This is a genomic window from Halomonas sp. CKK8, from assembly GCF_029625235.1.
In the GTDB taxonomy this organism is placed as follows: Bacteria; Pseudomonadota; Gammaproteobacteria; order Pseudomonadales; family Halomonadaceae; genus Halomonas; species Halomonas ventosae.
In genome coordinates this window covers 1,300,387-1,326,896 of the sequence record NZ_CP121193.1, presented here as the reverse complement: position 1 = coordinate 1,326,896, position 26,510 = coordinate 1,300,387, and the positions used below count along the sequence as shown (strand labels likewise).

Sequence of the window (26,510 nt, the reverse complement as noted above, 5' to 3'; positions counted from 1 at the left end):
CATGGCGAGCCGAGCGCCAACGCCGTATGGGCGAGCGCAGGCACGTTTACTCAGGATGCCGTGCCGCCCACGGTCAGCTCGTCGAGCTTGAGCGTCGGCTGGCCCACGCCCACCGGCACGCCCTGTCCCTCCTTGCCGCAGACGCCGATGCCGGTGTCGAGTTCCATGTCGTGGCCGATCATCGAGACCCGACCCATGGCCTCGGGGCCGTTGCCGATCAGGGTCGCCCCCTTCACCGGCGCGGTGATCCGGCCATCCTCGATCAGGTAGGCCTCGCTTGCCGAGAAGACGAACTTGCCGGAGGTGATGTCCACCTGGCCACCGCCGAAGCTCACCGCATAGAGGCCGCGTTTCACGCTCTTCAGGATGTCCGCCGGGTCGTCGCTGCCGGCGCGCATGTAGGTATTGGTCATGCGCGGCATCGGCAGGTGGGCGAAGGACTCGCGCCGCGCGTTGCCGGTGGGCGCCATGCCCATCAGTCGGGCATTGAGCTTGTCCTGCATGTAGCCGGTCAGGATGCCGTCCTCGATCAGGGTGGTGCTCTGGCCCGGGGTCCCCTCGTCGTCGACGGAGAGCGAGCCGCGCCGGTCGGCGAGGGTGGCATCGTCGACCACGGTGACGCCGGGCGAGGCGACCCGCTCGCCGATCCGCCCGGCGAAGGCAGAGCTGCCCTTGCGATTGAAGTCCCCCTCCAGGCCATGGCCCACCGCCTCGTGGAGCAGGATGCCCGGCCAGCCCGGCCCCAGCACCACCGGCATCTGGCCGGCCGGCGCCTCCACGGCCTCCAGGTTGACCAGTGCCTGCCTCACCGCCTCCCGGGCATAGCGTTCGGCGACATTCTCGTCACGCAGCCGCGCCATGGCGTAGCGACCGCCACCGCCGGCGCTGCCCCGCTCGCGGCGCCCGTTGCGCACCGCGATCACGCTCACGTTGAAGCGCACCAGCGGGCGGATGTCGGCCGCCAGGGTGCCATCGCTGGCCCGCACCAGCACCACCTCGTGGACCCCGGTGAGCGAGGCGCTGACCTGGGCCACCGAGGGGTCCGCCGCCCGGGCGATCCGGTCGGCGAGCTTGAGCATGGCGATCTTGTCCTCCGCGGAGAGGCCGGTGAGCGGGTCGACCCCGGCGTAGCGGGCCTGGCTCGCCATGGCCACGCCCGGCGCCACCGCCAGCCGCTCGCCGCGGCGCACGATCCCGGCGGCGGTGCGACCGGTCTCGGCCAGGGCATCGGCGGTGATCTGGTTGGAGTAGGCGAAGCCGGTCTTCTCGCCGGCCAGGGCGCGCACCCCGACACCACCGTCGATGTTGTAGCTGGCCTCCTTGACCTCGCCGTCCTCCAGCACCCAGCCCTCGTGCCAGCTGCGCTGGAAGTAGAGGTCGGCATAGTCGGTTCCCGGGCCCATGGCGTGGCCGAGCCCGTCATCGAGGGCCGCGAGGTCGAGGCCGCCGGGCGTCAGCAGAACAGCGGAGGCCTCGTCGAGCATGGCGTGAGTCTGTGATGTCATTCGGCACTTTCCAGAGAGATCCGCGGTGAGGTCCAGGGGCCCTGCACGCGGTAGTGGATTCGGGTCACGCGGTCGATGGCGTCGCCGAACAGCTTGTCGGCGAGGAACAGGGCACCCCCCACCACCGGGGCGCCGGCCAGAACCGCCGCCAGCGGCAGGTTGCTGCTCACCGGCACTGTGACGGCCAGGCGCTGGTCGAGTTCCCGGCGCGCCAGGTCGACGCTGCCGTCGAGGGTGAAACGGGTCGCCGGCCCCTCGATCTCCACCGGCCCGCGAGTTTCCAGCACTCCACCATACAGGGTAGCTTCACCGGTGACACGATCGAAGGCAGTCCCCTGGCCGGTGACATCGGAGAAGTCGAGCCTCAGCCGGCGCAGCAGGTTGTCGACGTTGAGCAGGCCGACGACCCGCGCCGAGGGCGACTCGATGTTGACGAAGCGCCCATCGCGCAGCGCCACCTCGAGACTGCCCCGCGAGCGGGCCAGGGCGAACTGCCAGGGGGCCCCCGGCCAGGCTAGCTGGCTCCTCACCCGGGTCTCGGCGCTGCGCACGGCCACCGGCTGGCCCAGCACCGCCAGGGCAGTGCCCAGGTCCCGACCGTCCAGGTCGAGCCGCGCCCGGGTCAGGCTGTCGCCGGCCCCGCTCGCTTCCCACACCAGGTTGCCATGGGCGCTGATCTGGCCGAGCGTCAGGCCCAGCGGATCGACCACCAGCCGGTCGGCCGACGACCGCCAGCGTCCGTTGAAGGGGCCGAGGCGCTGCCCCTGCCAGGCGATCTCGGCGATCCGCAGCCGCCCGTCGGGCACGGCGTCAAGGCCCTCCGGCAGCGGGGTCGCGTCGGGCGGTACATCGAGCTCGTCCAGCAGCTGGCCGCCGCCGCTGGCCGGCGGCACCAGGGCGTCCAGTGCCAGCCGTTCCAGCGCGATATCCAGGGGCTCCCCCAGGGCGGGGCGATACGACAGGTGGCCGCTGGCCAGGCTGCCGTCCAGGTCCAGCTCCCAGCCCCCGCCGCGGGGCCCCCCCTCCACCGCCAGCGAACCCAGGCAGCGTGACTGCACCTGCAGGCAGTCGGTGCGGAGGGACAGCGAGGAGAGTGCCGCCGGTGCGCCACGACTCCCCTCTCCGCGGCCCCCCCGGGCGACCAGCGGCGACAGGGCACGGGCCCAGTCGGCCAGCGGCAGTCGCGGCTGGTAGGCCTCGACGCGCCAGCCGGGCTCGCGGGGCCAGGCGTCCGGCCGCCGCCCCAGCCATGCCTGCCCCTGCCCGGAGGCGCCCCCATCGAGCTCGCGCCAGCGCAGGCCCAGCCGGTCGCCCAGGCGGCCATCGAGGCGCCCCCCGGCCAGGTCGAAGGTCAGCTGCAGGGGCAGGCGTGCCTCGCGGCGCTTGCCCAGCGGCTCGGGCAGGGCGATGGCCAGCCCCTCCAGGCCACTGTCGAGGCGCAGCGAGGCGCCCTCGTCGCCGAGCGAAAGGCGGCCCTGCCAGGGCAGCTGGCCCTCCATCAGGCCGCCGAGGACCGGCATGCCACTCCACTCGGCGATGGCCTCTGCCTCGGCGGTGCCGGCGAGGTCGAGCCCCCCGGCCAGGGTGTCGAACTCGCTGGTCACGGGCCCGCCCAGGAGCCGCCCTGCCAGGCGCCCCTCCAGGCCGCCCTCCTCGCCGCGCTGACGCCAGGCGAGCGGGCCCTGGAGCTCACGGAACGCCAGCGCCAGGGGGGCATGGACGAGCCTCGGGAAGTCCGCCTCGGTGGCGATGTCAAGCTCCAGGGAGCCGGGCTCGCCCAGGGTCAGGGCCAGGTCCAGGGTACCGGAGGCCAGGCCCTCGCCCTGCCACGCCTCCACTGCCTCCATGCCCTCCACGGGCAGCGCCAGCAGGTAGCGGCGCAGCGCCTCGGCGGAGGCCTCGAGCTCACCGCTCACCGCGAGTCGCTCGTCCGCCAGACGAACCTCGCCGCCGCGTGCCTCGACCCCCAGGCTCTCGGCGCGCTCCACCTCCGCCGTCAGGGTCCCGTCGGCCATCCTCAGCCGCCCGCCGACCCCCTCGAGGGCCGGCCAGCCGGGCGCGAAGGAGAGTCGCCCCTCCTCCACCGCCAGGGCCAGTTCCAGGGCCGGCTCGACCTTCACTCCCTCACGGCTCAGCGGCACATGGAGGCGCAGCGAGCCCTCCGGCACCCGGCCGGCGACCCCCTCGACCAGCCAGTCGGTGAGCTCCGGCCCCAGCACGCCCACCGGCAGCCAGTCGACCAGCGGGGTCTCGATGGCGTCCACGTCGTGCAGGTCGAGCTGGAGCCCGAAGCCGCCGCGCTGGCCACCGCCCACCGAGAGCCCGAAGCCGCCCTCGACCCGGGCCCCGTTCCACTCGACCTCGAGCTCGCGCCCGCTGATGAAACTGCGCGGGCCATCGTAGGCCCAGTCGATCACGCCGCTGGCCCGGGAGAGCGCCATGGGCGAGCCGAACACCCGCGGAAAGTGCAGCCGGCTGTCGCGGCCGGCGAACTCGACGTGGCCCCTGAGGTCCCGGGAGGTCACCCAGACGTCCAGAGGGCCGCCTCCGGGGGCATGCTGCCAGGGGGAGACCGCCACCTCTGAGGCCGACGCCCGGGCGACCCAGTCGCCGCCCTCGCGGCCCAGCCCCAGGCCGGTGACCCGTCCGCGCGGGTCGAGGCTGTCGATGACCCGCGCCAGGGCCTCCGGCAGCGGCAGCCGGTCGCGCCAGGCGGCCAGGGCCCCGAGGTCGAACTCGCTGGTGTTGAGCCACCAGCCATCGTCGCGGCTGCGGGCATGCCAGTAGCGGGGCACGGCCGGCCCCGTGGCCGCCGCGTCGCCTTCCCCGTCGGGGCGGGCCCAGTCGGCACTGCGCGCATCGCCCTCGAGCCAGGCCTGCCAGCCCGACGCCTCGCGCAGCCACTGGCCGCGGGCCGAGACACGGTTGAGCACGATGGCCGGTGGCGACGCCTCGTCGGCGGACTCGGGCTGAGCCAGGGCCAGCAGCGGGGCCTCGACGTCGAGGCGCAGGTCGGCCAGCCGGCCGGCATGCCAGCGGCCCCACAGGCGCGCCTCGCCACTGGCCGCCTCCAGGCGCAGGGCGTCGCCATAGCCCAGCACCTCGGAGAGCCCCAGCAGGCTGTCGAGCCGCATCTCGGCCTGCAGGGCCGCGCTGAAGTCGCGCAGCCCGGACGGCCCGGGGACCAGTTCCATCACCGCCCGGATGGCCTGCTCGCGCTGCCCCTCCACCAGCACCTCGCCCTCGAGGTGGGTGCGCCGGGCGTCCCCCGTCATCACCAGCCGGGGCGCCTTGAGCACGGCGCGCTCCTTGCGGCCATGCAGCACCAGGCTGACCTCCTCGACCCAGGCGCTCTGGCGCAGCAGCATGCCGACCCAGAAGTCGAGGCGCTCGAGGTCGAAGGTGGTCTCGGGGACCAGTTCGGGGGGAAGCTCCGCGGGGGCCGGCCAGTGCCACCGCCCAGCCTCGTCCTGGTAGAGGTGCACGGTCACGCCCTGCAGCCGGGCATCGGCCACCAGGGGGACGCCGGCAGCCAGGCTGGCGAGGCTGTCCAGGCGCAGCTCGGCCTGCTCCACCTCGAGCAGCGGGACGTGCCCCAGCCCCTCCCGGGAGCGGATCTGCAGGTCGTCGATGGCCAGGTGCGGGTCGTACCGCTGCAGGCCGGCCGTCAGCGCGTCCACCTCCACCACCGCGTTGAAGCGCGCGGAGAGCAGGCGCTCCAGCCGCGGGCCCTGCGTCTCGAGCAGTACCGGCAGCAGGCGCAGGACCAGGGTCAGCACCGCCAGCAGCGCCAGCAGCAGCGCCACCAGGGTCAACAGCCAACGAGCGACCAGGCGGGTCAGGGACATGGGCTCACATCAGCACGATGTCGTACTGCTCCTGGGAGTAGTGGGTCTCCACCTGGAAGCGGATCGGCTTGCCGATGAACTCCTCCAGGTCGGCCACCGCGGCGGACTCCTCGTCGAGCAGGCGATCCACCACCGCCTGGGAGGCCAGCACGGCATAGGTCTCGGCGCTGTAGGCCCGGTCCTCGCGCAGGATCTCGCGGAAGATCTCGTAGCAGACCGACTCCGGGGTCTTGAGGGTGCCGCGCCCCGCGCAGGTCGGACAGGGCTCGCACAGCGTCTGCTCCAGGCTCTCCCGGGTGCGCTTGCGGGTCAGCTGGACGAGGCCCAGCTCGGTGACGCCGGTGCACTTGGTCTTGGCGTGGTCGCGCTCCAGCGACTTCTCGAGCATGCGCAGTACCTGGCGCTGGTGCTCCGGGTCGTCCATGTCGATGAAGTCGATGATGATGATGCCGCCGAGATTGCGCAGCCGCAGCTGGCGGGCGATGGCGGTGGCGGCCTCGAGGTTGGTCTTGAAGATCGTCTCCTCGAGGTTGCGATGGCCCACGTAGCCGCCGGTGTTGACGTCGATGGTGGTCATCGCCTCGGTGGGATCGATGACGAGATACCCGCCCGACTTGAGCTGCACCTTGCGCCCCAGCGCCTTCTGGATCTCGTCCTCGACGCTGAACAGGTCGAAGATCGGCCGCTCGCCGGCATAGTGCTCGATGCGCTCCACCGCCGCGGGCATGAACTCCTGGGCGAACTCGATCAGCTTGACGTAGTTCTCCCGGGAGTCGATGCGCACCTTCTCGATGTCGTCGCGCATGACATCGCGCAGGGTGCGCATGAACAGCGGCAGGTCGTCGTAGACCACGCTGGGGGCCGGGGCGGTCACCTTGCGCTCGCTCACCCGCCGCCACAGGCGCAGCAGGAAGTGCATGTCGGCGGCAAGCTCCTCGACGCCGACGCCCTCGGCGGCGGTGCGCACGATGAAGCCGCCGGTCACCTCCAGTTGCTGCTCGCTGCCGGCCGCCTCCACCAGCCCGCGCAGGCGCTCGCGCTCCATATCGTCCTCGATGCGCTGGGAGACCCCGTGGTGGGGCGAATCGGGCATGTAGACCAGGTAGCGCGAGGGCACCGAGAGGTGGGTGGTCAGACGCGCCCCCTTGGAGCCGATCGGGTCCTTGGTCACCTGCACCACCAGGGCCTGGCCCTCGTGGAGCAGCTGGGCAATGGAGACCTGCTCGTCGGCCGGGGTGCCGGGGGGCATCACCTCGTGGGCGTGAATGAAGGCGGCCCGGTCCAGGCCGATGTCGACGAAGGCGGCCTGCATGCCCGGCAGCACGCGCACCACCTTGCCCTTGTAGATGTTGCCGACGATGCCGCGGCGCCGGGCCCGCTCGATGAAGGCCTCCTGCAGCACGCCGTTCTCCACCACGGCGACGCGGGTTTCCATCGGCGTCAGGTTGATGAGTACTTCACCGCTCATGCGGAAATCCTTGTCCAGAAAAGTCTGCGGCCATTATGACATAGGCCCGCTCGGGAGCGCCCCGTTCCAGAGCGGCACGCCCTGCCGGGCCATCAGCTCGGCGGTCTCGAAGAGCGGCAGCCCCACCACCGCCGAGTGGCTCCCCTCGATGTGCTCGACGAACACCGCCGCCAGACCCTGGATGGCATAGCCGCCGGCCTTGTCCGCCGGCTCCCCGGTGGCCCAGTAGGCGGCGAGCTCGGCGTCGCTGATCGGGCGCAGGAAGACGCGGGTGGTCACGCAGGCCGTGAGCAGCCCGGCGGGGCCGGTGACCGCCACCCCGGTGAGCACCTCGTGGGCACGGCCGGCCAGCCCCCGCAGCATGGTCGCGGCCTGCTCGCACCCCGCCGGCTTGCCGAGGATCGCACCGTCGCACACCACGGCGGTATCCGACCCCAGGACGGGGAGCGCCGAGTGGCGGGCGCCGGCCAGGGCCTTCTCACGGGCCAGGCGGAGCACATAGTCGTGCGCCGCCTCGCCGGCGCCCGGCGTCTCGTCGATGTCCACGGGACGCACCTCCACCGCCACGCCGATCGTGGCGAGCAGGTCGCGGCGGCGCGGCGAGGCCGAGGCCAGGCAGAGCACGGGGTCGGGGGGCATGGCGGCTCCAGATCGGGTGGCAAGAGGATCAGTCGCGGGCGAGGCGGCGTCCCAGCGCCTCGAACAGGGTGGTCAGCCAGGGCCAGAGCACCGCCCCGATCAGCGCTGAGAGCAGGAAGGAGAGGTGCATCGAGACGGGCCCGAAGAGGGCCCTGAGCCACTGCTCGGCCAGCTGGACCATGCCCAGCAGCACGAAGATCAGCACCGCCTGCTGGACCAGCGAATAGGCCCGGAAGCGCGCATAGACCAGGGCGCAGAGGAAGGCCAGCAGCGACAGCAACAGGGCATTCTGCCCGAGCGGCGCGCCCTCGATGAGATCCATCAGCAGGCCCAGCACGAAGCCGTGGAAGACGCCGACCCGCAGCGGCTCGCGCATGCACCAGTAGATCAGCATCAGGCCCAGCCAGTCGGGGCGCCATACCTGCCAGCCATCGGCCAGCGGCATCACCTGCAGGCACAGGGACAACAGCAGGGTCACCCAGATCCACAGCAGGTTGGCGGGCGGGGATGTGGCCATCAGGGCGCCTCCTCGTCGGTCGCCGCCGTGCCGATGCGACGGGCCGCCTCGAGGGCCGGGGCGGCCAGCTCGCCCTCCGGGGGCGCGGCGGGCGGCGCGGGCGGAAAGAGCAGCAGGAAGTGGCGCGAACGCTGAAGCTGTGCCACGGGCGCGGCGGTGACCCGGGCGAAGGGCTGGCCAGGGTCATGGACCACGTCGGCGACCCTGGCCACCGGGTAGCCCGGCGGGAAGCGCCCGCCCAGGCCCGAGGTGGTCAGCAGGTCGCCCGCGCGGATGTCGGCGGTGTCAGGCACATGCGTGACATTGAGGGCGTCGTAGCTGCCCGACCCCTGGAGGATGAAGCGCAGCCCGTTGCGGTTGACCTGCACCGGCAGGGCGTGGCTCGCATCCGCCAGCAGCAGCACCCGGCTGGAATAGGCCGAGGTGGCGGTGATCTGGCCGACCAGCCCCGAGGCATCCAGCACCGGCTGGCCGACGTAGACCCCGTCCCGGCGACCGCGGTCGATGACCATCTGGTGAGTGAAGGGGTCGGGGTCCAGCGAGAGCAGCTCGGCGGTGATGTAGGGCATGTCGCGCTGACGGGTGGCCGCGAGCAGCTCCCGCAGCCGCACGTTCTCGGCGGTCAGGCTGGCCATGCGCTGCACGCGGTGCGACAGCGTCAGGATCTGCTCGCGCAGGCGACGATTCTCGTCCACCAGGGCTCGCTGATCGGAGAGCGCCAGCGAGGCCCAGTTGAGGACGTCACTGGGCAGGCTGACAAGCCACTGGATGGGGGCCACTAGGGTGGAGAGCTGCGCCCGCACGGGCTCCATGCGGGTGAAGCGCGTATCGGCGAACATCAGCGCCGACGCCAGGATCACGCACAGCAGCATGCGATAGCCCGGCAGCGGTCCATGCGAGAACAGCGGCTTGATAGGGCGTCCCCCCCGAGTCAGTCGCTGGAAAGCAGCTCGAAGGTGTGCTGGTCGATCATCTCCAGGGCCTTGCCACCGCCCCGGGCCACGCAGGTCAGCGGGTCCTCGGCGACGATCACCGGCAGGCCGGTCTCCTCGGCGATCAGCTTGTCGAGGTCGCGCAGCAGCGCCCCGCCGCCGGTCAGCACCAGGCCGCGTTCCGCGATGTCCGAGGCGAGCTCGGGTGGCGACTGCTCGAGGGCGCTCTTCACCGCGGCAACGATGGAGCCGAGGGTCTCCTGGAGGGCGTCGAGGATCTCGTGGGAGTTGAGGGTGAAGCTGCGCGGGATGCCCTCGGCCAGGTTGCGGCCGCGCACGTCGATCTCGCGCAGCTCGCCGCCCGGATAGGCGCAGCCGATCTCCTCCTTGATGCGCTCGGCGGTGGCCTCGCCGATCAGGCTGCCGTAGTGGCGGCGCACGTAGGCGATGATCGCCTCGTCGAAGCGGTCGCCGCCGACGCGGATCGACTCCGAGTAGACCACGCCGTTGAGCGAGATGATGGCGATCTCGCTGGTGCCACCGCCGATGTCGACGACCATCGAGCCCTGGGCCTCCTCCACCGGCAGGCCGGCACCGATGGCGGCCGCCATGGGCTCCTCGATCAGGAACACCTCGCGGGCCCCTGCGCCCTCGGCGGACTCCTTGATGGCGCGGCGCTCGACCTGGGTCGACATGCAGGGCACGCAGACCAGCACGCGGGGGCTCGGCGTCAGGAAGGTACTCTGGTGCACCTTGCGGATGAAGTACTGCAGCATCTGCTCGGTGACGGTGAAGTCGGCGATCACGCCGTCCTTCATCGGGCGGATGGCGGTGATGTTGCCGGGGGTGCGACCCAGCATGCGCTTGGCATCGGCCCCCACCGCGGCCACGCTGCGCATGTTGCCGGACTGGCGAATCGCCACGACCGATGGCTCATCGAGCACGATGCCGCGACCGCGGACATAGATCAGCGTATTGGCCGTCCCCAGATCGATCGACAGATCGCTGGAAAACAGCCCCCTCAAGCGTTTGAACATGGAGTCGTTACCTAGTGCAGTCCGGGAACCCTGTGCGGACGCAAACGGTATCACCGCGGCCTACCGGCAGCAAGCAAAGTCCCGCGGCGCGCGGCATTCCCGGACCTGCCAGCGAGGCGGCGGATGTGGTACCTTCTGCGGTCATTTCCCAGACCCCACTGCCTGTCGAGGACATCCGATCATGGCGCTTGAACACGCAGACGTTCTCAGGGCCGCCCACCTGGCCCGGCTCGGCCTGGACGACGACGAGGCCGCCCACTACCTGGACGACCTGGGCCGCATCCTGGCGATGGTCGACCAGCTCCAGACCCTGGACACCGAGGGGGTTGCCCCGCTGGCCCACCCCCTGGAGACCACCCAGCGGCTGCGCGCCGACGAGGTCACCGAGACCGACCAGCGCGACCGCTTCCAGCGCTGCGCCCCGGCGGTGGAACAGGGCCTCTACCTGGTCCCGCGGGTCGTCGAATGACCCGAGCCACTCCCATTCGTTTCCGGCAAGCCATCACGGAGCCCAGGGCCCATGCATGACAAGACTCTGACGGAACTCGCCGCCGGCCTCGCCACCGGCGAGTTCTCCAGCCGCGAGCTCACCCAGGCGCTGCTCGCGCGCATCGAGCGCCTCGACGGCGACCTCAACAGCTTCATTTCCGTGACCGCCGAGCAGGCCCTGGCCGCCGCCGACCGGGCCGATGCCGCCCGCGCCGCCGGCAACGCCGGCCCGCTGACCGGCGTGCCCCTAGCGCTCAAGGACATCTTCTGCACCGAGGGCGTCAAGACCAGTGCCGGCTCGAGGATGCTCGACAACTTCATCGCCCCCTATGACGCCACCGTGGTCGAGAAGCTCAAGGCCGCCGGTACCGTGAGCCTGGGCAAGACCAACATGGACGAGTTCGCCATGGGCTCCTCCAACGAGAACAGCTTCTTCGGGCCGGTGAAGAACCCCTGGGACCGGGACGCCGTGCCGGGCGGCAGCTCCGGCGGCAGTGCCGCCGCCGTGGCCGCGGGCCTGGTGCCCGCCGCCATGGGCACCGACACCGGCGGCTCGATCCGCCAGCCGGCCGCCTTCTGCGGCATCACCGGCTTGAAGCCCACCTACGGGCGGGTCTCGCGCTACGGCATCATTGCCTACGCCTCGAGCCTCGACCAGGCCGGCCCCATGGCGCGCACCGCCGAGGACTGCGCCCGCCTGCTCACCGCCATCGCCGGCCATGACCTGCGCGACTCCACCAGCGTGGCCCGCGGCGTGCCCGACTACACCGAGGAGCTCGACGCCCCCTTGGCCGGGCTTAAGATCGGCCTGCCCCGGGAATACTTCGGCGAGGGCCTCGACCCCGCGGTAGAGGGCGCCGTGCGCGAGGCGATCCGCGTCTACGAGTCGCTGGGCGCCACGGTGCGCGAGGTCAGCCTGCCGCACACCCACTACGCCATCCCGGCCTACTACGTCATCGCCCCGGCGGAGGCCTCCTCCAACCTGTCGCGCTACGACGGGGTGCGCTTCGGCCACCGCTGCGAGGCCCCCGCCGACCTGACCGACCTCTACAAGCGCTCGCGGGCCGAGGGCTTCGGCGAGGAGGTCAAGCGGCGCATCCTGATGGGCACCCACACCCTCTCCGAGGGCTTCTTCGATGCCTACTACAAGAAGGCCCAGCAGGTCCGCCGGCTGATCCGCCAGGACTTCCTCGACGCCTTCGACGAGGTCGACGTGCTGATGGGGCCGGCCTCGCCGACCCCGGCCTTCGACCTGGGGGCGAAGAAGGACCCGGTCTCGATGTACCTGCAGGACATCTACACCATCGCCATCAACCTGGCGGGCATCCCCGGCATCAGCGTGCCGGCCGGCTTCGTGGGCGGCCGCCCGGCGGAAGGCCGCCCCGTGGGCCTGCAGATCCTGGGCACCCACTTCGCCGAGGCGCGGCTGCTCAACGTCGCCCACCAGTTCCAGCAGGCCACCGACTGGCACCTGCGTCGTCCCGCGCTTGCCGAGGAGACCCTGTGATGCAATGGGAAACCGTGATCGGGCTGGAGGTCCACGTCCAGCTCGCCACCCGCTCGAAGATCTTCTCCGGCGCCTCCACCGCCTTCGGCGCCGAACCCAACAGCCAGGCGTGCGCCGTGGACCTGGGGCTGCCCGGCGTGCTGCCGGTGCTCAACGAGGCCGCGGTGGCCATGGCCGTGCAGTTCGGGCTGGGGATCCACGCCGAGATCCCCGAGGTCTCGGTGTTCGACCGCAAGAACTACTTCTACCCGGACCTGCCCAAGGGCTACCAGACCAGCCAGATGTATCACCCCATCGTCGGCCCCGGCGAGGTGGAGATCACCCTGGAGGATGGCGCGACCAAGCGCATCCGCGTGCACCACGCCCACCTCGAGGAGGATGCCGGCAAGTCGCTGCACGAGGACTTCCACGGCATGACCGGGATCGACCTCAACCGCGCCGGCACCCCGCTGCTGGAGATCGTCTCGGAGCCGGACATGCGCTCGGCGAAGGAGGCCGCCGCCTATCTCAAGGCGATCCACTCGATCGTGACCTACCTGGGGATCTCAGACGGCAACATGGCCGAGGGCTCGATGCGCTGCGACGTCAACGTCTCGGTGCGCCCCCGGGGGCAGGCGAGCTTCGGCACCCGCGCCGAGATCAAGAACGTCAACTCCTTCCGCTTCGTCGAGCGCGCCATCGCCTTCGAGGTGGAGCGCCAGATCGAGCTGATCGAGGATGGCGGCGAGGTGGTCCAGGAGACTCGCCTGTTCGACCCGGAGCGGGACGAGACCCGCAGCATGCGCACCAAGGAGCAAGCCAACGACTACCGCTACTTCCCCTGCCCCGACCTGCTGCCGGTGGTGCTCGACCGGGCCTATGTCGACCACCTGCGCGATAACCTGCCGGAGCTGCCCGCCGACAAGCGCGCCCGCTTCCAGGATGCGCTGGGACTCTCCGCCTATGACGCCGGGGTGCTCTCGGCGAGCCGCGAGATGGCCGAGTACTTCGAGGCGGTCAAGGACGCCTGCGGCGATGCCAAGCAGGCCGCCAACTGGGTGCAGGGCGAGCTCTCCGGCGCGCTGAACCGCGAGGGCCTGCCGATCCAGGACAGCCCGGTCTCGGCGACCCAGCTCGGCGGACTCATCGCGCGGGTGATGGATGACACCATCAACGGCAAGGCCGCCAAGCAGGTCTTCCAGGCGCTGTGGAACGGCGAGGGCGGGGGTGACGCCAATAGTGCCGACGAGGTGATCGAGGCCAAGGGGCTCAAGCAGGTCACCGACACCGGCGCCATCGAGGCGATGATCGACCAGGTCATTGCGGACAGCCCCGCCCAGGTGGCCCAGTACCGGGATGCCGAGCCCGACAAGCGCGGCAAGATGATCGGCTACTTCGTCGGCCAGGTGATGAAGGCCTCGCGGGGTACCGCCAACCCCCAGCAGGTGAATGCCCTGCTGAAAGAGAAGCTCGACGCGCTGTGCTGAGCCCGCGCTGAGGGAAGGAGAACCGGATGTCGGATGATGTCGGCGCGCGACTGCGCGCCCTGCGCACCCTGAAGGGCATCTCCCAGCGCGAGCTGGCCAAGCGCTGCGGGGTCACCCACTCCAGCCTGTCGCTGATCGAGCAGGGCAAGGTGAGCCCCTCGGTCAGCTCGCTGAAGAAGATCCTCGACGCCATTCCCATGAGCGTCGGGGACTTCTTCACCATGGACCTGGAGAACGGCCGGCGGGTGTTCTACTCGGCCGAGGAGCTGGCCGACGTGGGCTCGGGCGACGTCATCTACAAGCTGGTGGGCGCCGATCGCCGCGATCGGGCCCTGGCCTTCATGATCGAGACCTATCCGCCCGGGGCCGACACCGGCCGCGAGATGATCGCCCACCAGGGCGAGGAGGCCGGGGTGGTGCTGGAGGGCGAGATCGAGATCACCATTGGCGCCGACTCCCGGGTGCTGGGAGCCGGCGAGGCCTACTACTTCGAGACCAACGTGCCCCACCGCTTCCGCAACCCCGGCCGCGAGCCCTGCCGGCTGGTCAGCTGCGCGACCCCGGCGCGGACCTTCTGACCCGTCCCTCAGGACGACTTGAGCTTCTCGATCTCCTCGCGCAGTGCCTCCGCCTCCTCGGTCAGGGAGGCGTTGGCGCGCATGTCGCCGTTGCGCGCGGCCAGCATGGCCTGCTCGAGCTTCTGCTCGTAGGCCTTCTGCAGCTTCTTCGACGGGTCGCTCTTGAAGAGTCCGAACATGGCGCAGTCTCCTGCCAGGAATGTCCCTTCAGCCTACTCCCCCCGACGGCAAAAAGCTATGCAATAGCTGTACAGTTATTATAGTTGGTATAAAAAGAGGCCGGCACCCGGGTGCCGGCCTCGTCGTGTCGTGCAGGGTAAACGCGGGTCAGGTGGCGAGTGACATCCACACGCTCTTGAGGTCGGAGTACTCCTCCAGGGAGTGGTGGGACTTGTCGCGGCCGTTGCCGGACTGCTTGACCCCGCCGAAGGGCATGGTCTGGTCCCCGCCGGCCCAGTTGTTGACGAACACCTGGCCGGAGGCCAGCCGACGCGTCACGCGCATGATGCGGTCGATGTCCTGGCTCCACAGGCCCGCGGCCAGGCCGAAGTCGCTGTCGTTGGCCATGGCGACGGCCTCCTCCTCGCTGTCGAAGCCAAACACCGAGAGCACCGGGCCGAAGACCTCCTCGCGGCCGATGGCCATCGCCGGGGTCACGCCGTCGAAGACCGTGGGCGGGATGAACAACCCCTGGCCCTCCAGGGCCTCGCCACCGCAGCGCAGCCTGGCCCCCTCCTCGACGCCCCGACGGATATAGTCGAGGATGCGCTGATGCTGCGCCTCGTCGACGATCGCGCCCATGAAGCTCTCGGGGTCGAGCGGGTCGCCGGGCTGCATCGCCTCCGCCGCCGCCAGCACCTTCTCGACGAAGGCCTCGCGGATCGTGTTCTCCACCAGCAGGCGGGAACCGGCGATGCACACCTCCCCCTGGTTATGGAAGATCGCCTCGGCGGCATGGCGGGCCACGCGGTCAAGATCCTTGCAATCGGCGAAGACCAGATTGGGGCTCTTGCCACCGCACTCCAGATAGAGGCGCTTGAGGTTGGACTGGCCGGCATACTGCATCAGCTGCTTGCCCACGCCGGTGGAGCCGGTGAAGGCCAGGCAGTCGACCTGCATGGAGAGCGCCAGCGCCTTGCCCACGGTGTGGCCGAAGCCCGGCAGCACCTGGAAGACGCCGCGGGGCAGCCCCGCCTCACGGGCCAGCTGGGCCAGGCGCAGCGCCGAGAGTGGCGACTTCTCCGAGGGCTTGAGGATGACGCTGTTGCCGGCGGCCAGCGCCGGGGCGATCTTCCAGGCGGTCATCATCAGCGGGAAGTTCCAGGGCACGATGGAGGCCACCACGCCCAGCGGCTCGCGCAGCACCAGCGCCAGGGTCTCCTCGCCGGTGGGCGCCACCTCGCCGTAGAGCTTGTCGATGCACTCCGCCTGGTAGCGGATGCAGCCGATGGCCCCGGCCATGTCGCCCAGCGAGCTGCCCACCGGCTTGCCCATGTCCAGGGTGTCGAGCAGCGCCAGCTCGTGCTTGTTGGCTTCCATCAGGTCGGCCAGGCGCAGCAGCACCTTCTTGCGCCGCCCCGGCGCCAGGCGCGACCAGGCGCCGCCGTCGAAGGCCGCCCGGGCATGGCCCACGGCGATCTCGGCGTCGGCGGCGTCGCAGCTGGCCACCCGGGCCAGGCGCTCGCCGGTGGCCGGGTTGAGGGTGTCGAAGGTCTCGCCGCTGGCGGCCTCGACGAAGGCGTCGTCGATGAAGGCGCGCGACTCGAGGGACAGGCCGGCGGCCAGGGCCTCCCAGTCGGCCAGGGTCTTGGGGGATGCGGGACGGCTCATGCGGATCTCTCCTCGGGTTGCGGTTCGTCGGCGACCCTCGCCGCCAGGCACCGGGCGGTCTCGTCCAGCGCCTCACGGGCCAGGGTCACCAGGTCATCGATCTGCTCGCGGGTAATCACCAGGGGCGGGGCGATGATCATCGTATCACCCACCGAGCGCATCACCAGGCCACGGCGGAAGCTGATGTCGCGGCACAGGTTGCCGGCGGCGAGGGCCTTGTCGAAGCGCTCGCCGCTGGCGGGGCTGATGAGCTCCAGGGCGCCCATCAGCCCCAGCGAGCGGGCCTCGCCGACGAGGGGGTGGTCGGACAGCGTGGCCCAGCGGCGTGCCAGGTAGGGCCCCAGCTCGTCGCGGACCCGCTCGACCACGCCCTCGGCCTCCATGAGCTCCAGGTTCTTCAGCGCCACCGCGGCGCACACCGGGTGACCCGAGTAGGTGAAGCCGTGAAAGAACTCGCCGCCCTCCTCGACCAGGGTGTCGGCGACCCGGTCGCCGACCAGTACCCCGCCGATCGGCAGGTAGCCGGACGAGAGTCCCTTGGCGATGGGCACCAGGTCGGGGGCGAGATCATAGTGGACGCTGCCGAACCACTCGCCGAGGCGGCCGAAGCCGCAGATCACCTCGTCCACCACCAGCAGGATGTCGTACTTGGCCAGCACCGCCTTGACCGCCGGCCAGTAGCTTTCCGGCGGCATGATGGCGCCGCCGGCGCCCTGCACCGGTTCGGCGATGAAGGCCGCGACCTTCTCCTCGCCGAGCTCGAGGATCCTCTCCTCGATGGCGGCCGCGCACTCACGGCCGAAGGCCTCGGGATCCTGGCCCTCGGGACGGCCTTCCCCGAACCACCAGGGCTGACGCACATGGGTGATGCCCGGCACGCAGGGGCCACCCTGGTCATGCATCGGCGCCATGCCGCCCAGGCTCATGCCGGCCACGGTGGAGCCGTGGTAGCCGTTCTCGCGACCGATCACCCACTGCTTCTCGGGCCTGCCCTTGAGTGACCAGTAGCGGCGCACCATGCGCAGCACGGTGTCGTTGGCCTCGGAACCGGAGCCGGTGAAGAAGACGTGGTTGAGGTGCGCCGGCGCCAACGCGCAGAGCTTCTCGGCGAGCTTCACCGCCGGCGGGTGCGTGGTCTTGAAGAAGTTGTTGTAGTAGGGCAGCCGGCGCATCTGCTCGGCGGCGGCCGTGACCAGCTCCTCGCGCCCGTAGCCCAGGTTGACGCACCACAGGCCCGCCATGCCGTCGAGGACCCGGTTGCCCTCGGCGTCGAAGATGTAGACCCCCTCGGCACGTTCGATGATGCGGCTGCCCTCCTCGCCCAGCGCCTTGAAATCGGTGAAGGGGTGCAGGTGGTGGGCACGGTCCAGTGCCTGAAGCGACTGCGACATGATGCTCCTCCGGGTCAGGGCGACGGCCTCAGGCGCCGACGGCGGGTGACGGAAGGCGGGCACCGCGATGGGCCTGGCAGGCCGCGGCGAAGGCCCGGAACAGGGCGTCGTAGAGCGGGTGCTCGCGGGGCTTCCATTCGGGGTGCCACTGCACCGCCAGGGCGAAGCCAGGGGCACCGGCGACCGAGACCGCCTCGACGAGCCCGTCCGGGGCCAGGGCCTCGGCGACGAGCCCTGGCCCCAGCTCGGCGATGCCCTGCTGGTGCAGGGAGTTGACCCGGCACGCCGGCTCGGGATGGAGCGCGGCGAGCCGTCCGCCGGGCACCAAGGTGATGTCGTGGCTCGGGGCATACTTCGCCTCGCGGTCGCCCTCCGGCTCACGGTGGTCGAGCATGTCCGGCACCCGCTGTACCGCCTGGTGAAGGGTGCCGCCAAAGGCCACGTTGAGCTCCTGGAAGCCGCGGCAGATGCCCAGCAGCGGCAGTCCCAGGTCCAGGGCGGCGGGAATCCAGCCCAGCGCCGCGGCATCGCGATGGGGGTCATCCCGGGTGTTCTCCGGGGCCCGTTCGGCACCGTAACGCTGCGGCTCGACGTTGGTGTAGCTGCCGGTGAGCAGCAGGCCGTCGAGCGACGCCAGCAGCTCGCTCTCCACCGCGTCCTCCCATACCGGCAGGATCACCGGCGCCAGGCCATAGTCGCGCAGGGCGGAGAGGTACTTGTCGGTGACCATGTGCGCGGGGTGGCCTTCCACCTCGCGCCGGCAGGCAATCACGCCTACCAGGGGTCGGGTGCGCATGGCAGTCTCCTCGAAACACGCGTGATGATTGTTATGCTTTGCTCAACATATCGCCGTTGATTAACCTTGCCAACCCCCGTCGACACCCTGTCACCACAGATATCCACCAGGTGGCTGTAATAATGGGATAAAATTGACATGCAAACGTCCGAAAGGTCGCCGACGCCTGGCGAAATACGTAAAAGATTTGACAACATGGGTGTGTGCTTCAAAGATGACAGCCATCGAACAATGAACCGAAGCCGATAGGTGGCCCCATGTCCTCCCCAGCCGATGAAGCCCGCGACTTCCTCGACCGCCATCCCGACGTGGACAGCGTCGACCTGCTGATCAGCGACCTGAACGGCGTGCTGCGCGGCAAGCGCATCCCCCGCGACAACCTCGAGAAGGCCTTCCGTGACGGGGTCAACCTGCCGGCCTCGGTGTTCGCCCTGGATATCCTGGGCAATACCATCGAGGCCACGGGCCTGGGCCTCTCGATCGGCGACAGCGACCGGGTCTGCCGACCGGTGGCGGGCAGCCTGATGCCCAGTCCCTGGCTGCGCGACGCCCGCCAGGCGCAGCTGCTGATGACCATGACCGAGGCCGACGGGACGCCCTTCTTCGCCGACCCCCGCCAGGTGCTCGCCCGGGTGCTGGAGCGTTTCCGTCGCGCCGGGCTGACGCCGGTGGTGGCCGTGGAGATGGAGTTCAGCCTCGTCGACCGCCGCCGGGACGCCCTGGGCATGATCCAGCCGCCCTGCTCGCCGGCGACCGGCGAACGCGCCGCGCAGAGCCAGCTCTACTCGATCAACGAGCTCGACGAGTATGCCGAGCTGCTCGAGGAGATCCATGCCGCCGCCCGGACCCAGCAGTTGCCGCTGGATACCGCCCTCAAGGAGTGCGCCCCGGGACAGTTCGAGATCAACCTGATCCACTGCGATGATGCCCTCGCGGCCTGCGACAGCGCGGTGCTGCTCAAGCGCCTGATCAAGGGCGTGGCCCTGCACCATGGCTTCGAGGCCACCTTCATGGCCAAGCCCTATGGGCAGGAGGCCGGCAACGGCACCCATGTGCATATCAGCCTGCTCGACGAGGCGGGGCATAACGTCTTCGCGGCCGAGGACGGCGCCCCGCTCGGCACGCCGCGGATGCAGCACGCCGTGGCCGGGCTGCTCGAGCTGATGCCGGCCTCCATGGCGCTCTTCGCCCCCAACCTCAACTCCTTCCGCCGCTTCCAGCCCGGACTCTATGTGCCCATGGCCCCGACCTGGGGCTACGACAACCGCTCGGTGGCGCTGCGCATCCCCTCGGGACCCAACGCGGCGCGGCGCATCGAGCACCGGGTGGCCGGCGCCGACGTCAACCCCTACCTGCTGCTGGCGACCCTGCTCGGCGCCATCGACCACGGGCTGCAGCAGCGGCTGACACCGCCGCCGGCCATCACCGGCAACGCCTATGACCAGGTCGCGCCCAGCCTGACCAACAGCTGGTGCCAGGCCCTGGACCTGCTGGAGCAGAGCGAGCCCCTGGCCGAGGCACTGGGCGCGGACTTCCTCGCGGTCTTCCTGGCCAACCGCCGAGCCGAGCGGGACCAGGCCATGCAGGCGGTCAGCAAGCTCGAGTACGACTGGTACCTGCGCCACGTGTGACCTCGAGCGCCCACTACTCCTTGGCTGCCGCGTCGCGCGACGCGGCAGGCCTACTCGAGGAGGCGCATTCCCTGTTCGATATCGGCGGCAATGGCGTTACAGAAGCCCTCTCTGTCGCCACGGGACAGGGCCTGGGTCACGTCGCGATGATGGTCATCGGCGATGCGTGATGCGCCCCAGCGAGTGCCGATCTGTCGCATGCTGGGCCCGTACTGCAGCCAGAGGAGCTCGACCAGGGGCAGCAGCACCCGGGAGCGGCTGCGTCGATAGATCAGGAAGTGGAAGCGATGGTTGCCACGCATGTACGCCTGCATATCACCGGCCTCGATGGCCGCATTGATCCGAGCATCGATGCCCTCGAGCTCAACCCGGTCCGCGGCGGTCAGCCGGGGGAAGGCCTGGCGGGAGACTTCGGTCTCGAGACTCTTGCGCGCGAACAGCACCTCGTGAAAGCGCTCGCGGCTCAGCTCGGGGACCCGGATCTTGCGGCTGTCGGAGAAGACCAGTGCCCCCTCCGTCACCAGCCAGCGCAAGGCCTCACGGGCGGGCATCGCGCTGGTACCGTACTCGGTGGCGATACGGCGTATCGAGATCAGGTCTCCCGGCGCAAAATCCCCCTCGCAGAGCCTCGTCCGCAGCTCCCGATGCAGCCGGGTGGCGGCGGTATCCGGCGAGAATCCTTCGCCCTGTGTCTGTTGCTCCATCGGCTTGCCATGTCGTCGTCATACACCCCGCCAGCATACCCCAAACTGGTGCCACTGCGGCTCCGCCCCAGCCGGGTTGCCACGCTCTCAAGGCCCTGCTAGTGTGATCACACACATGTGATCACACCTTACAGCGAGTATTTTTATGGCCCAATCGCGCCCCCCGTCCTACTACGCCGCGTCCGTCGTCAGGGAATCCGATTACCCCATGCTCGAGGGCCATCACCGGGTCGACGTCGCCATCGTGGGTGGCGGCTTCACGGGCGTGGCCACGGCCGTCGAGCTGAGCGAGCGGGGCTATCGGGTGGCGGTGATCGAGGCGAACAAGATCGGCTGGGGGGCCAGTGGACGCAACGGCGGCCAGGTCACCGGGAGCCTGTCCGGCGAGGATGCCATGCGCCGCCAGATGCGTCGCACCCTCGGCGATGAGGCCGCCGATTTCGTCTGGGACCTGCGCTGGCGCGGCCAGCGCATCATCCGAGAGCGTGTCGCGAAATACGCCATTCCCTGCGACCTCAAGCACGGCCATCTCCAGGCGGCCTACCAGCCGAGCCATCTGAAGGCATTGCGACGGGACTACAACGCCTCCCAGTCCCACTGGATCGGCGACCATGTTCATTGGCTGGACAAGGCAGGGGTCGAAGACGTGCTCGGCACGCGGCTCTACCACGGTGCCCTGCGCAACGACTACAACATGCACCTCCACCCCCTGAACCTCTGCCTGGGCGAGGCCCGGGTAGCGGCAAGCCTGGGGGCCAGGATCTTCGAGGCGTCCCCCGTGGTGGAGGTGGTGCACGGTGAATCCCCGGCCGTCATCGGCGAGCATGGCCGCGTTGAGGCCGATAGCGTGATCCTGGCCGGCAACGCCTACCACCACCTCGAGCGCCAGCGGCTCGGCGGCAAGCTCTTCCCCGCCTCGCTCGGCATCGTCACGACCGCCCCGCTGGACGAGGCCACCGCCAACGCGATCAACCCCCAGGACCTGGCCGTCTACGATACCCGCTTCGTGCTGGACTACTACCGACTCACCGCCGACCGGCGGCTGCTCTTCGGCGGCGGCGCGAACTACTCGGGAAGGACATCAGACGACATCGCCGCCGAGCTGCGCCCGCGGCTGGAGCATACCTTTCCCCAACTCGAGGGCGTGGCGCTCGACTTCCAGTGGCAGGGACTCGCCGGGATCGTGATCAACCGCGTGCCGATGCTCGGCAAGCTCTCCCCCCACGTCTACTACGCCCAGGGCTACTCCGGGCACGGCATCGCCACCTCGCACCTCGTCGGCGAGATCCTCGCGGAGGCGGTCGACGGCAGCAGGCGGGAGTTCGATGCCTTCGCCAATGTCCGTCACTGGCGCGTCCCGTTCAGCGACCGTCTCGGCAACACCCTGCTGGCTGCCGGCATGTGGTACTACCAGCTGCTGGAACGCCTGCGCTGAGCCCCCCCCCCACCACCCTCACACAATGACAAGATCGAGGAGGTATTCATGCAAGCCAATGACAAGGTGATCAAGCAGGGCGCCCGCCCGTGGCAGCGCTGGATGGTCATGATAGCGCTGGCCGGCGCCTTGGCCGCCGTCGTCAGCGCCGTGGTCGGCACCAGCGGTGCCGACGCCATCGACGGGCCCTTGATCCTGGTCCCGACGGGTCTCGTGCTGCTGCTTGCCCTGCTCTCCCGGCGCGCGCTTGAGCCGCTGGTGTTCGGCGCCTTCGCCGGCACCCTGATGATGGACCCCACCAATGCGCTGAGCAGCCTCTCCGAGAGCCTGATGAGCGTGATGACCGATGAGGATGTCGCCTGGGTCATCATGGTCTGCGGCCTGATGGGCAGCATCATCGCCCTGCTGCTGAAATCGGGCTCGTCCCAGGCCTTCGCCCGGGCCATGATGCGCTACACGACCGACAAGCCCCGCGCCCTGATGGGCTGCTGGTGCATGGGGATCGTGCTGTTCGTCGACGACTACCTCAACTCGCTGGCCGTGGGCACCTCGATGCGCAGGATCACGGACCACTTCAAGACATCGCGCGAGATGCTGGCCTACGTCATCGACTCCACCGCGGCACCGATCAGCGTGCTGATCCCCATCTCCACCTGGGCGGTATTCTTCGGTGCCCTGATCGAGAAGAACGGCGTCGCCGCGGACGGTCAGGGCGTGATGACCTATATCCAGGCCATCCCCTTCATGTTCTACCCGTGGATTGCCGTGGCCATGGTGCCGCTGGTCATCTACGGCAAGATTCCGCTGATCGGGCCGATGAAAAGCGCGGAACGTCGCGCCGAACGACAGGGGCAATGCGTGCCGCCGGGGGCCGAGCACATCGACGAGGACATTGCCCACCTCGAGGCGGATGCCAGGCACAAGGGCAGCGTCTGGTCCTTCCTGCTGCCCATGGCCTCGCTGGCCTTCTTCACCTGGTGGTTCGACCTGGATTTCCTGATGGGCATCTTCGTCACCCTGGCCGGGATGATCGTGACCTTCATCGGCCTGAAGATGCTGTCCGCCAGCGAGACCTTCGACAATATCGTCGAGGGCTTCAAGTCGATGATCGATGCCCTGGCCGTGCTGGTGGCGGCCTTCCTGTTCAACGAGGTCAATACGGCGCTGGGCCTCAACGAGTACATCATCACCACCGTAGAGCCGCTGATCTCCGCGGAGCTGTTGCCCTTCATCATCTTCAGCCTCATGGGCTTCGTCTCCTTCGCCACCGGTTCGAACTGGGGCGTGTTCGTGATCATCCTGCCCATCGTCGCCACCCTGGGGCACAACCTGGGCGCCGACATGACGCTGGTGATCGGCGCCACCCTGTCGGCCAGCACCTTCGGCAGCCATGCCTGCTTCTATTCGGATGCCACGGTGCTGACCTCCCAGGCCAGCGGCTGCACCCCCTTCCAGCACGCCTTCACCCAGCTGCCCTACGCGGCACTGGCGGGCATCCTGGCCGCCGGTGCCTACCTGGTACTGGGCTACCTGTGAACGACGGGAGCTCGCCTTGACCGGCGCCACATCCGAGACACCTGCCCCCAACGACAGCGCCCCGGCCATCACTGGCCGGGGCGCTGTCGTTCATGACGCAATGAAGCTCGCTCAGCCACCTTGCGAGGAGACGGCATTCCATTGCGGCTGCCCCTCCTCGAGCAGGACCCGGTCGCCCTGGGGCGGGCTGTCCAGGCGGCTGGTCTGCACCGTCTCGCCGTGGCGCCAGGTGACCTCGTAGCCCTCGGTCTCCTGGCGGGTGTCGACCACGGTGCGACACTCCTGGCGGGTGGTGGTGCGCGGCTGGGACTGCGCCGCCTGGGCATGCTGGCGCGCCTCCACGCGCTCCTGGACCTCGCGCCCGGCCAGGCCGCCGCCGATGGCGCCGGCCACCGTGGCGATCTTCTTGCCGCTGCCGCCGCCGACCTGGTTGCCGAGCAAGCCGCCGACAATGGCCCCGGCGGCGGTGCCCAGCACGCGATGGGGATCACGGCTTGCGCCCTGCCCCGTCGGGGTCTCCGGCGGCAGTTGCACGACCACCTCCTCGCATACCTCGCGGGGGGTCTCCACGGTCCGCGTCAGGGTCTCCACATTGGTGATCTGGGCGTACTCGGGGCCGCGCTGCTGCTCCTGGATCTGCCAGGCCCCGAAGGCCAGTCCGCCCAGCCCCAGCACGGCCAGGGTGGAACCGATCACGATCGACTTGCTCATCTTTCACCTCCTGGGGGACGCTGCCGCGCCTCTTCATGATCACGAGGCTCCGGGAGATGCGTGATGGAAAAGGGGCGATGGTGAGGGCGCATCCTGCGCCTCTCGAGAATCGCCCCCAGTATAAGCCCCGCGATGCAGGACTTCAGGGGGACGCCGCGGGTTTCACATTTCCTGACCTGCTGTCACCGAATGGCGACGCTCCAGGCAGTCAGGCCAGGGGCTCGCCGGCGGAGGCGACGAGCGGCGCCTGCGGCTCATCCGCCGCTGGCCGATCACCCATCAGATGCTGATACTCCTCCAGCCAGCGGCGGGTGGCGGCGACCCGGTTGAAGGTAAAGAGATGCAGGCCGGCGAAGCCGGCAGCGGGATCCCCCAGCATCGGGGCCAGCCCCGCCAGCAGCGCATCGGGGCGATAAGCCCCAGGCCGCAGCAGCCGTGCCCACCAGCCCGACTGGCGACGCAGGGCGCGCACCGAGGGGCCAAGCCCCAGGCGCAGGGCGATGGCGAGCAGTCGCCTGGGCTCCATCACCCCGGGCATGCCGGCAAGCACCGGCAGCGGCAGGTCGAGCCGCTGCTGCCGCGCGCGCCAGGCCAGCAGCGGCGTGGCCTCGAAGCACAGCTGGGTGACGGCATAGTCGGCCAGTGCCGCCTTGGCCTCCAGGTCGCGCTGCAGCGCCGCCTCTGTCAGCTTCGGATGGCCTTCCGGATAGGCCGGCACGCCGAGGCGCGCCGGCCGCAGCTCGAGCCCGGCCATGGCCTCGAGCAGCGCCCGACCATGGGGGTAGGCCCCTACCGGGCGCTCGGCATCCCCGCCCACCACGAAGGCATCGTCGGCGCCCAGCGCCGCGAGGCGCCCAAGCACCTGCGCCAGGTGGTTACGGTCACGCACCAGCCGGGCGGCGAGATGCGGCACCACCCGGAAGCCCGCTCCGACCAGCCACTCGCTGGCCGCCAGGGTACGCTCCAGGCCGTGGCGCGGTGAGCAGGTCACGGTGACCAGGGCGCCGTGCGGCAGGTCCCGGGCCGTGTCCTGCAGGCCCGTGATGGGCAGCAGTTCGAAGCGGTTCGCCGTCATCCTCCTCCCCCCTTATGCCCTTTACCCCTTGGGAATCGCCTTGGCGGGGTCGTGGAAGGGCTTCTCCACTACCCTGGCCGCCTGCAGGCCGGTATTGGCCTCGATGCGCAGCGGCGTGCCCAGCTCGGCGTATTCGACCGGCACCATGGCATAGCCGATGTTGCGCTCCTGGCGCGGTGAGCGGGTGGCCGAGGTGACCTTGCCGATCCGTGTGCCCCCCTCCTCGAACACCGGGAAGACGTCGATCATCGACCCGTCGGTGAAGTAGCCGACGCTCGGGCCGTCGATCTCCACCCCCACCAGCTTGCGCGACACGCCCTCGGCCTTGATGCGTTCCAGGGCGGCGCGGCCGATGAAGTCGTCGTCGCCACGCAGGTCCACCATCCAGTCGTAGCCCATGCCCACCTCGAAGGGGTTGGTGTCGTACCAGATGTCGCAGCCGAAGGCGAGGATGCCGCCCTCGATGCGGCGGATGTGGCAGGGGCCGATCACCTGCATGCCGTGGGGCCGCCCGGCCTCGAAGACGCGCTGCCAGAGCGCCTCGCCGAAGCGGCTGGCCTCGCGCAGGTAGATCTCGTAGCCGATCTCCCCGGAGTAGCCGGTGCGCGAGATCACCACCGACATGCCGTCGAGCTCGGCCTCCATCAGGTGGTAGTAGGGCATGCCCAGCACCGCCTCGCCGAACAGGTCCACCATCACCGCCTTGGCCCTGGGGCCCTGGACCTGTACCGGCGCCACGTCCACCTCGCGCAGCGTCACGTCGAGCCCGGCATTGACCGCGAGCCCCTGGCACCACAGCAGGATGTCGCTGTCGGCAAGCGACAGCCAGAAGCGGTTCTCCTCGATGCGCAGCAGCACCGGGTCGTTGAGGATGCCGCCGTCGGGGGCGGTGACGAAGACGTACTTGCACTGCCCCACCTGGCAGTGGCGCATGTCGCGGGGGACCAGCCGCTGGGTGAAGGCGAAGGCGTCGGGCCCGCTGATCTCGATCTGGCGCTCGACACCGACGTCCCACAGGGTCACGCCCTGCACCAGGGCCCAGTACTCATCCACCGGGTCGGTATAGAGGCGCGGATGGTAGTGATGGTTGTAGACGCTGTACTTGCGCACCCCGTGCCGCCGCGAGGCGTAGAAGAATGGCGACTTGCGAATGCGCGGGTAGAGCAGGATCTCCGGCGCCGATGGGGTGTGCTGGGTGCTCTGGATGCTCTCGATGGCCTGGGACATGACCGCCTCCTCGAGTGTCGCTGTGCCGGGGGCCGGCGCCCGCCGGCCGCCCTTGTCTTCGACACTAGTCCCGGCAGAGACGGCCCATCTCGCCATGGACGCCTCGCTCTTTGGCGTGGGCGACAGGGCCGGCCGCGGCCTGTCGCCGCCAGGCAAGGGGGCGTCGCCGCGGGACAGCGTGCCGCCCG

At 70.0% G+C, this 26,510-nt stretch carries 22 protein-coding genes; 7 read left to right on the top strand and 15 right to left on the bottom strand.

Features of this window, described 5'->3' with window-relative positions; translation table 11 throughout:
- Positions 1–50 precede the first annotated feature (50 nt).
- The 7 genes from tldD to P8934_RS06205 are packed head-to-tail and all read right to left on the bottom strand — an operon-like array spanning position 51 to position 9,946.
- Entirely contained in the window at positions 51–1,505 is a 1,455-nt protein-coding gene (tldD, locus tag P8934_RS06235; RefSeq protein ID WP_278033403.1) for a metalloprotease TldD, read from the bottom strand.
- The gene (locus tag P8934_RS06230; protein ID WP_278033402.1) at positions 1,502–5,353 is read right to left on the bottom strand and encodes an AsmA-like C-terminal region-containing protein; all 3,852 of its coding nucleotides are present in this window, start codon (positions 5,351–5,353) and stop codon (positions 1,502–1,504) included. Before P8934_RS06230 ends, tldD begins: the two co-directional genes overlap by 4 nt.
- A 4-nt stretch (positions 5,354–5,357) precedes the next feature.
- Positions 5,358–6,821, bottom strand: a complete 1,464-nt coding sequence (gene rng / locus P8934_RS06225) for a ribonuclease G (protein ID WP_278033401.1) — start codon at positions 6,819–6,821, stop codon at positions 5,358–5,360.
- A 33-nt stretch (positions 6,822–6,854) separates the two neighbouring features.
- Positions 6,855–7,460: a Maf family protein gene (locus P8934_RS06220; RefSeq protein WP_278033400.1), complete on the bottom strand. Its 606-nt coding sequence runs from the start codon at positions 7,458–7,460 to the stop codon at positions 6,855–6,857.
- Positions 7,461–7,488: 28 nt separating this feature from the next.
- The gene (mreD, locus tag P8934_RS06215; RefSeq protein ID WP_133635931.1) at positions 7,489–7,977 is read right to left on the bottom strand and encodes a rod shape-determining protein MreD; all 489 of its coding nucleotides are present in this window, start codon (positions 7,975–7,977) and stop codon (positions 7,489–7,491) included.
- Entirely contained in the window at positions 7,977–8,891 is a 915-nt protein-coding gene (gene mreC, locus P8934_RS06210) for a rod shape-determining protein MreC (RefSeq protein ID WP_278034004.1), read from the bottom strand. The genes mreD and mreC overlap by 1 nt, the downstream gene beginning before the upstream one ends.
- Before the next feature lie 17 nt (positions 8,892–8,908).
- A complete protein-coding gene (locus tag P8934_RS06205; RefSeq protein WP_089846023.1) occupies positions 8,909–9,946 on the bottom strand; it encodes a rod shape-determining protein in 1,038 nt (345 codons plus the stop codon).
- Positions 9,947–10,127: 181 nt separating this feature from the next.
- On the opposite strand from P8934_RS06205, the gene gatC reads away from it, so the two are divergent.
- Genes gatC through P8934_RS06185 form a run of 4 tightly spaced genes read left to right on the top strand, consistent with a single transcriptional unit; the run spans position 10,128 to position 13,986 of the window.
- Positions 10,128–10,415 carry an Asp-tRNA(Asn)/Glu-tRNA(Gln) amidotransferase subunit GatC gene (gatC, locus tag P8934_RS06200; protein ID WP_133635933.1) on the top strand — a complete coding sequence of 96 codons (288 nt, stop codon included), beginning with the start codon at positions 10,128–10,130 and terminating at the stop codon, positions 10,413–10,415.
- A gap of 51 nt (positions 10,416–10,466) precedes the next feature.
- On the top strand, positions 10,467–11,942 hold the full coding sequence (gatA, locus tag P8934_RS06195; protein ID WP_133635934.1) for an Asp-tRNA(Asn)/Glu-tRNA(Gln) amidotransferase subunit GatA: 1,476 nt from the start codon (positions 10,467–10,469) through the stop codon (positions 11,940–11,942).
- Positions 11,942–13,408, top strand: a complete 1,467-nt coding sequence (gene gatB / locus P8934_RS06190; RefSeq protein WP_278033399.1) for an Asp-tRNA(Asn)/Glu-tRNA(Gln) amidotransferase subunit GatB — start codon at positions 11,942–11,944, stop codon at positions 13,406–13,408. The genes gatA and gatB overlap by 1 nt, the downstream gene beginning before the upstream one ends.
- 26 nt (positions 13,409–13,434) lie before the next feature.
- On the top strand, positions 13,435–13,986 hold the full coding sequence (locus tag P8934_RS06185; RefSeq protein ID WP_278033398.1) for a cupin domain-containing protein: 552 nt from the start codon (positions 13,435–13,437) through the stop codon (positions 13,984–13,986).
- An 8-nt stretch (positions 13,987–13,994) separates the two neighbouring features.
- On the opposite strand, the gene P8934_RS06180 is transcribed toward P8934_RS06185, so the two are convergent.
- The 4 genes from P8934_RS06180 to P8934_RS06165 all read right to left on the bottom strand — a co-directional run bounded on the left by P8934_RS06180 (position 13,995) and on the right by P8934_RS06165 (position 18,003).
- Positions 13,995–14,165: a DUF6435 family protein gene (locus P8934_RS06180; RefSeq protein ID WP_133635937.1), complete on the bottom strand. Its 171-nt coding sequence runs from the start codon at positions 14,163–14,165 to the stop codon at positions 13,995–13,997.
- 148 nt (positions 14,166–14,313) lie between these two features.
- A complete protein-coding gene (locus P8934_RS06175) occupies positions 14,314–15,816 on the bottom strand; it encodes an aldehyde dehydrogenase (protein ID WP_278033397.1) in 1,503 nt (500 codons plus the stop codon).
- Complete coding sequence (locus P8934_RS06170; protein ID WP_278034003.1) at positions 15,813–17,210, bottom strand: aspartate aminotransferase family protein; 1,398 nt, start codon at positions 17,208–17,210, stop codon at positions 15,813–15,815. The genes P8934_RS06175 and P8934_RS06170 overlap by 4 nt, the downstream gene beginning before the upstream one ends.
- Positions 17,211–17,235: 25 nt before the next feature.
- A complete protein-coding gene (locus tag P8934_RS06165) occupies positions 17,236–18,003 on the bottom strand; it encodes a gamma-glutamyl-gamma-aminobutyrate hydrolase family protein (protein ID WP_278033396.1) in 768 nt (255 codons plus the stop codon).
- 257 nt (positions 18,004–18,260) lie between these two features.
- Here P8934_RS06165 and P8934_RS06160 point away from each other — a divergent pair, with 257 nt between their 5' ends.
- The gene (locus tag P8934_RS06160) at positions 18,261–19,634 is read left to right on the top strand and encodes a glutamine synthetase family protein (RefSeq protein ID WP_278033395.1); all 1,374 of its coding nucleotides are present in this window, start codon (positions 18,261–18,263) and stop codon (positions 19,632–19,634) included.
- Positions 19,635–19,684: 50 nt separating this feature from the next.
- Here the strand turns inward: P8934_RS06160 and P8934_RS06155 are convergent, their stop codons facing one another.
- Positions 19,685–20,338 (bottom strand): GntR family transcriptional regulator, encoded by a 654-nt coding sequence (locus P8934_RS06155; protein WP_278033394.1) that lies wholly within the window; start codon positions 20,336–20,338, stop codon positions 19,685–19,687.
- Between the two features lie 145 nt (positions 20,339–20,483).
- On the opposite strand from P8934_RS06155, the gene P8934_RS06150 reads away from it, so the two are divergent.
- Positions 20,484–21,773, top strand: coding sequence for an FAD-binding oxidoreductase (locus P8934_RS06150; RefSeq protein ID WP_278033393.1), 1,290 nt, complete (start codon positions 20,484–20,486; stop codon positions 21,771–21,773).
- A gap of 48 nt (positions 21,774–21,821) precedes the next feature.
- Entirely contained in the window at positions 21,822–23,309 is a 1,488-nt protein-coding gene (locus P8934_RS06145; protein WP_278033392.1) for a Na+/H+ antiporter NhaC family protein, read from the top strand.
- Positions 23,310–23,420: 111 nt separating this feature from the next.
- On the opposite strand, the gene P8934_RS06140 is transcribed toward P8934_RS06145, so the two are convergent.
- The 3 genes from P8934_RS06140 to P8934_RS06130 all read right to left on the bottom strand — a co-directional run bounded on the left by P8934_RS06140 (position 23,421) and on the right by P8934_RS06130 (position 26,322).
- Positions 23,421–24,020, bottom strand: coding sequence for a glycine zipper 2TM domain-containing protein (locus P8934_RS06140; RefSeq protein WP_278033391.1), 600 nt, complete (start codon positions 24,018–24,020; stop codon positions 23,421–23,423).
- Positions 24,021–24,228: 208 nt separating this feature from the next.
- Positions 24,229–25,095 carry a methylenetetrahydrofolate reductase gene (locus P8934_RS06135; RefSeq protein WP_278033390.1) on the bottom strand — a complete coding sequence of 289 codons (867 nt, stop codon included), beginning with the start codon at positions 25,093–25,095 and terminating at the stop codon, positions 24,229–24,231.
- Between the two features lie 21 nt (positions 25,096–25,116).
- The gene (locus P8934_RS06130; RefSeq protein ID WP_278033389.1) at positions 25,117–26,322 is read right to left on the bottom strand and encodes a glycine cleavage T C-terminal barrel domain-containing protein; all 1,206 of its coding nucleotides are present in this window, start codon (positions 26,320–26,322) and stop codon (positions 25,117–25,119) included.
- Positions 26,323–26,510: the final 188 nt, after the last annotated feature.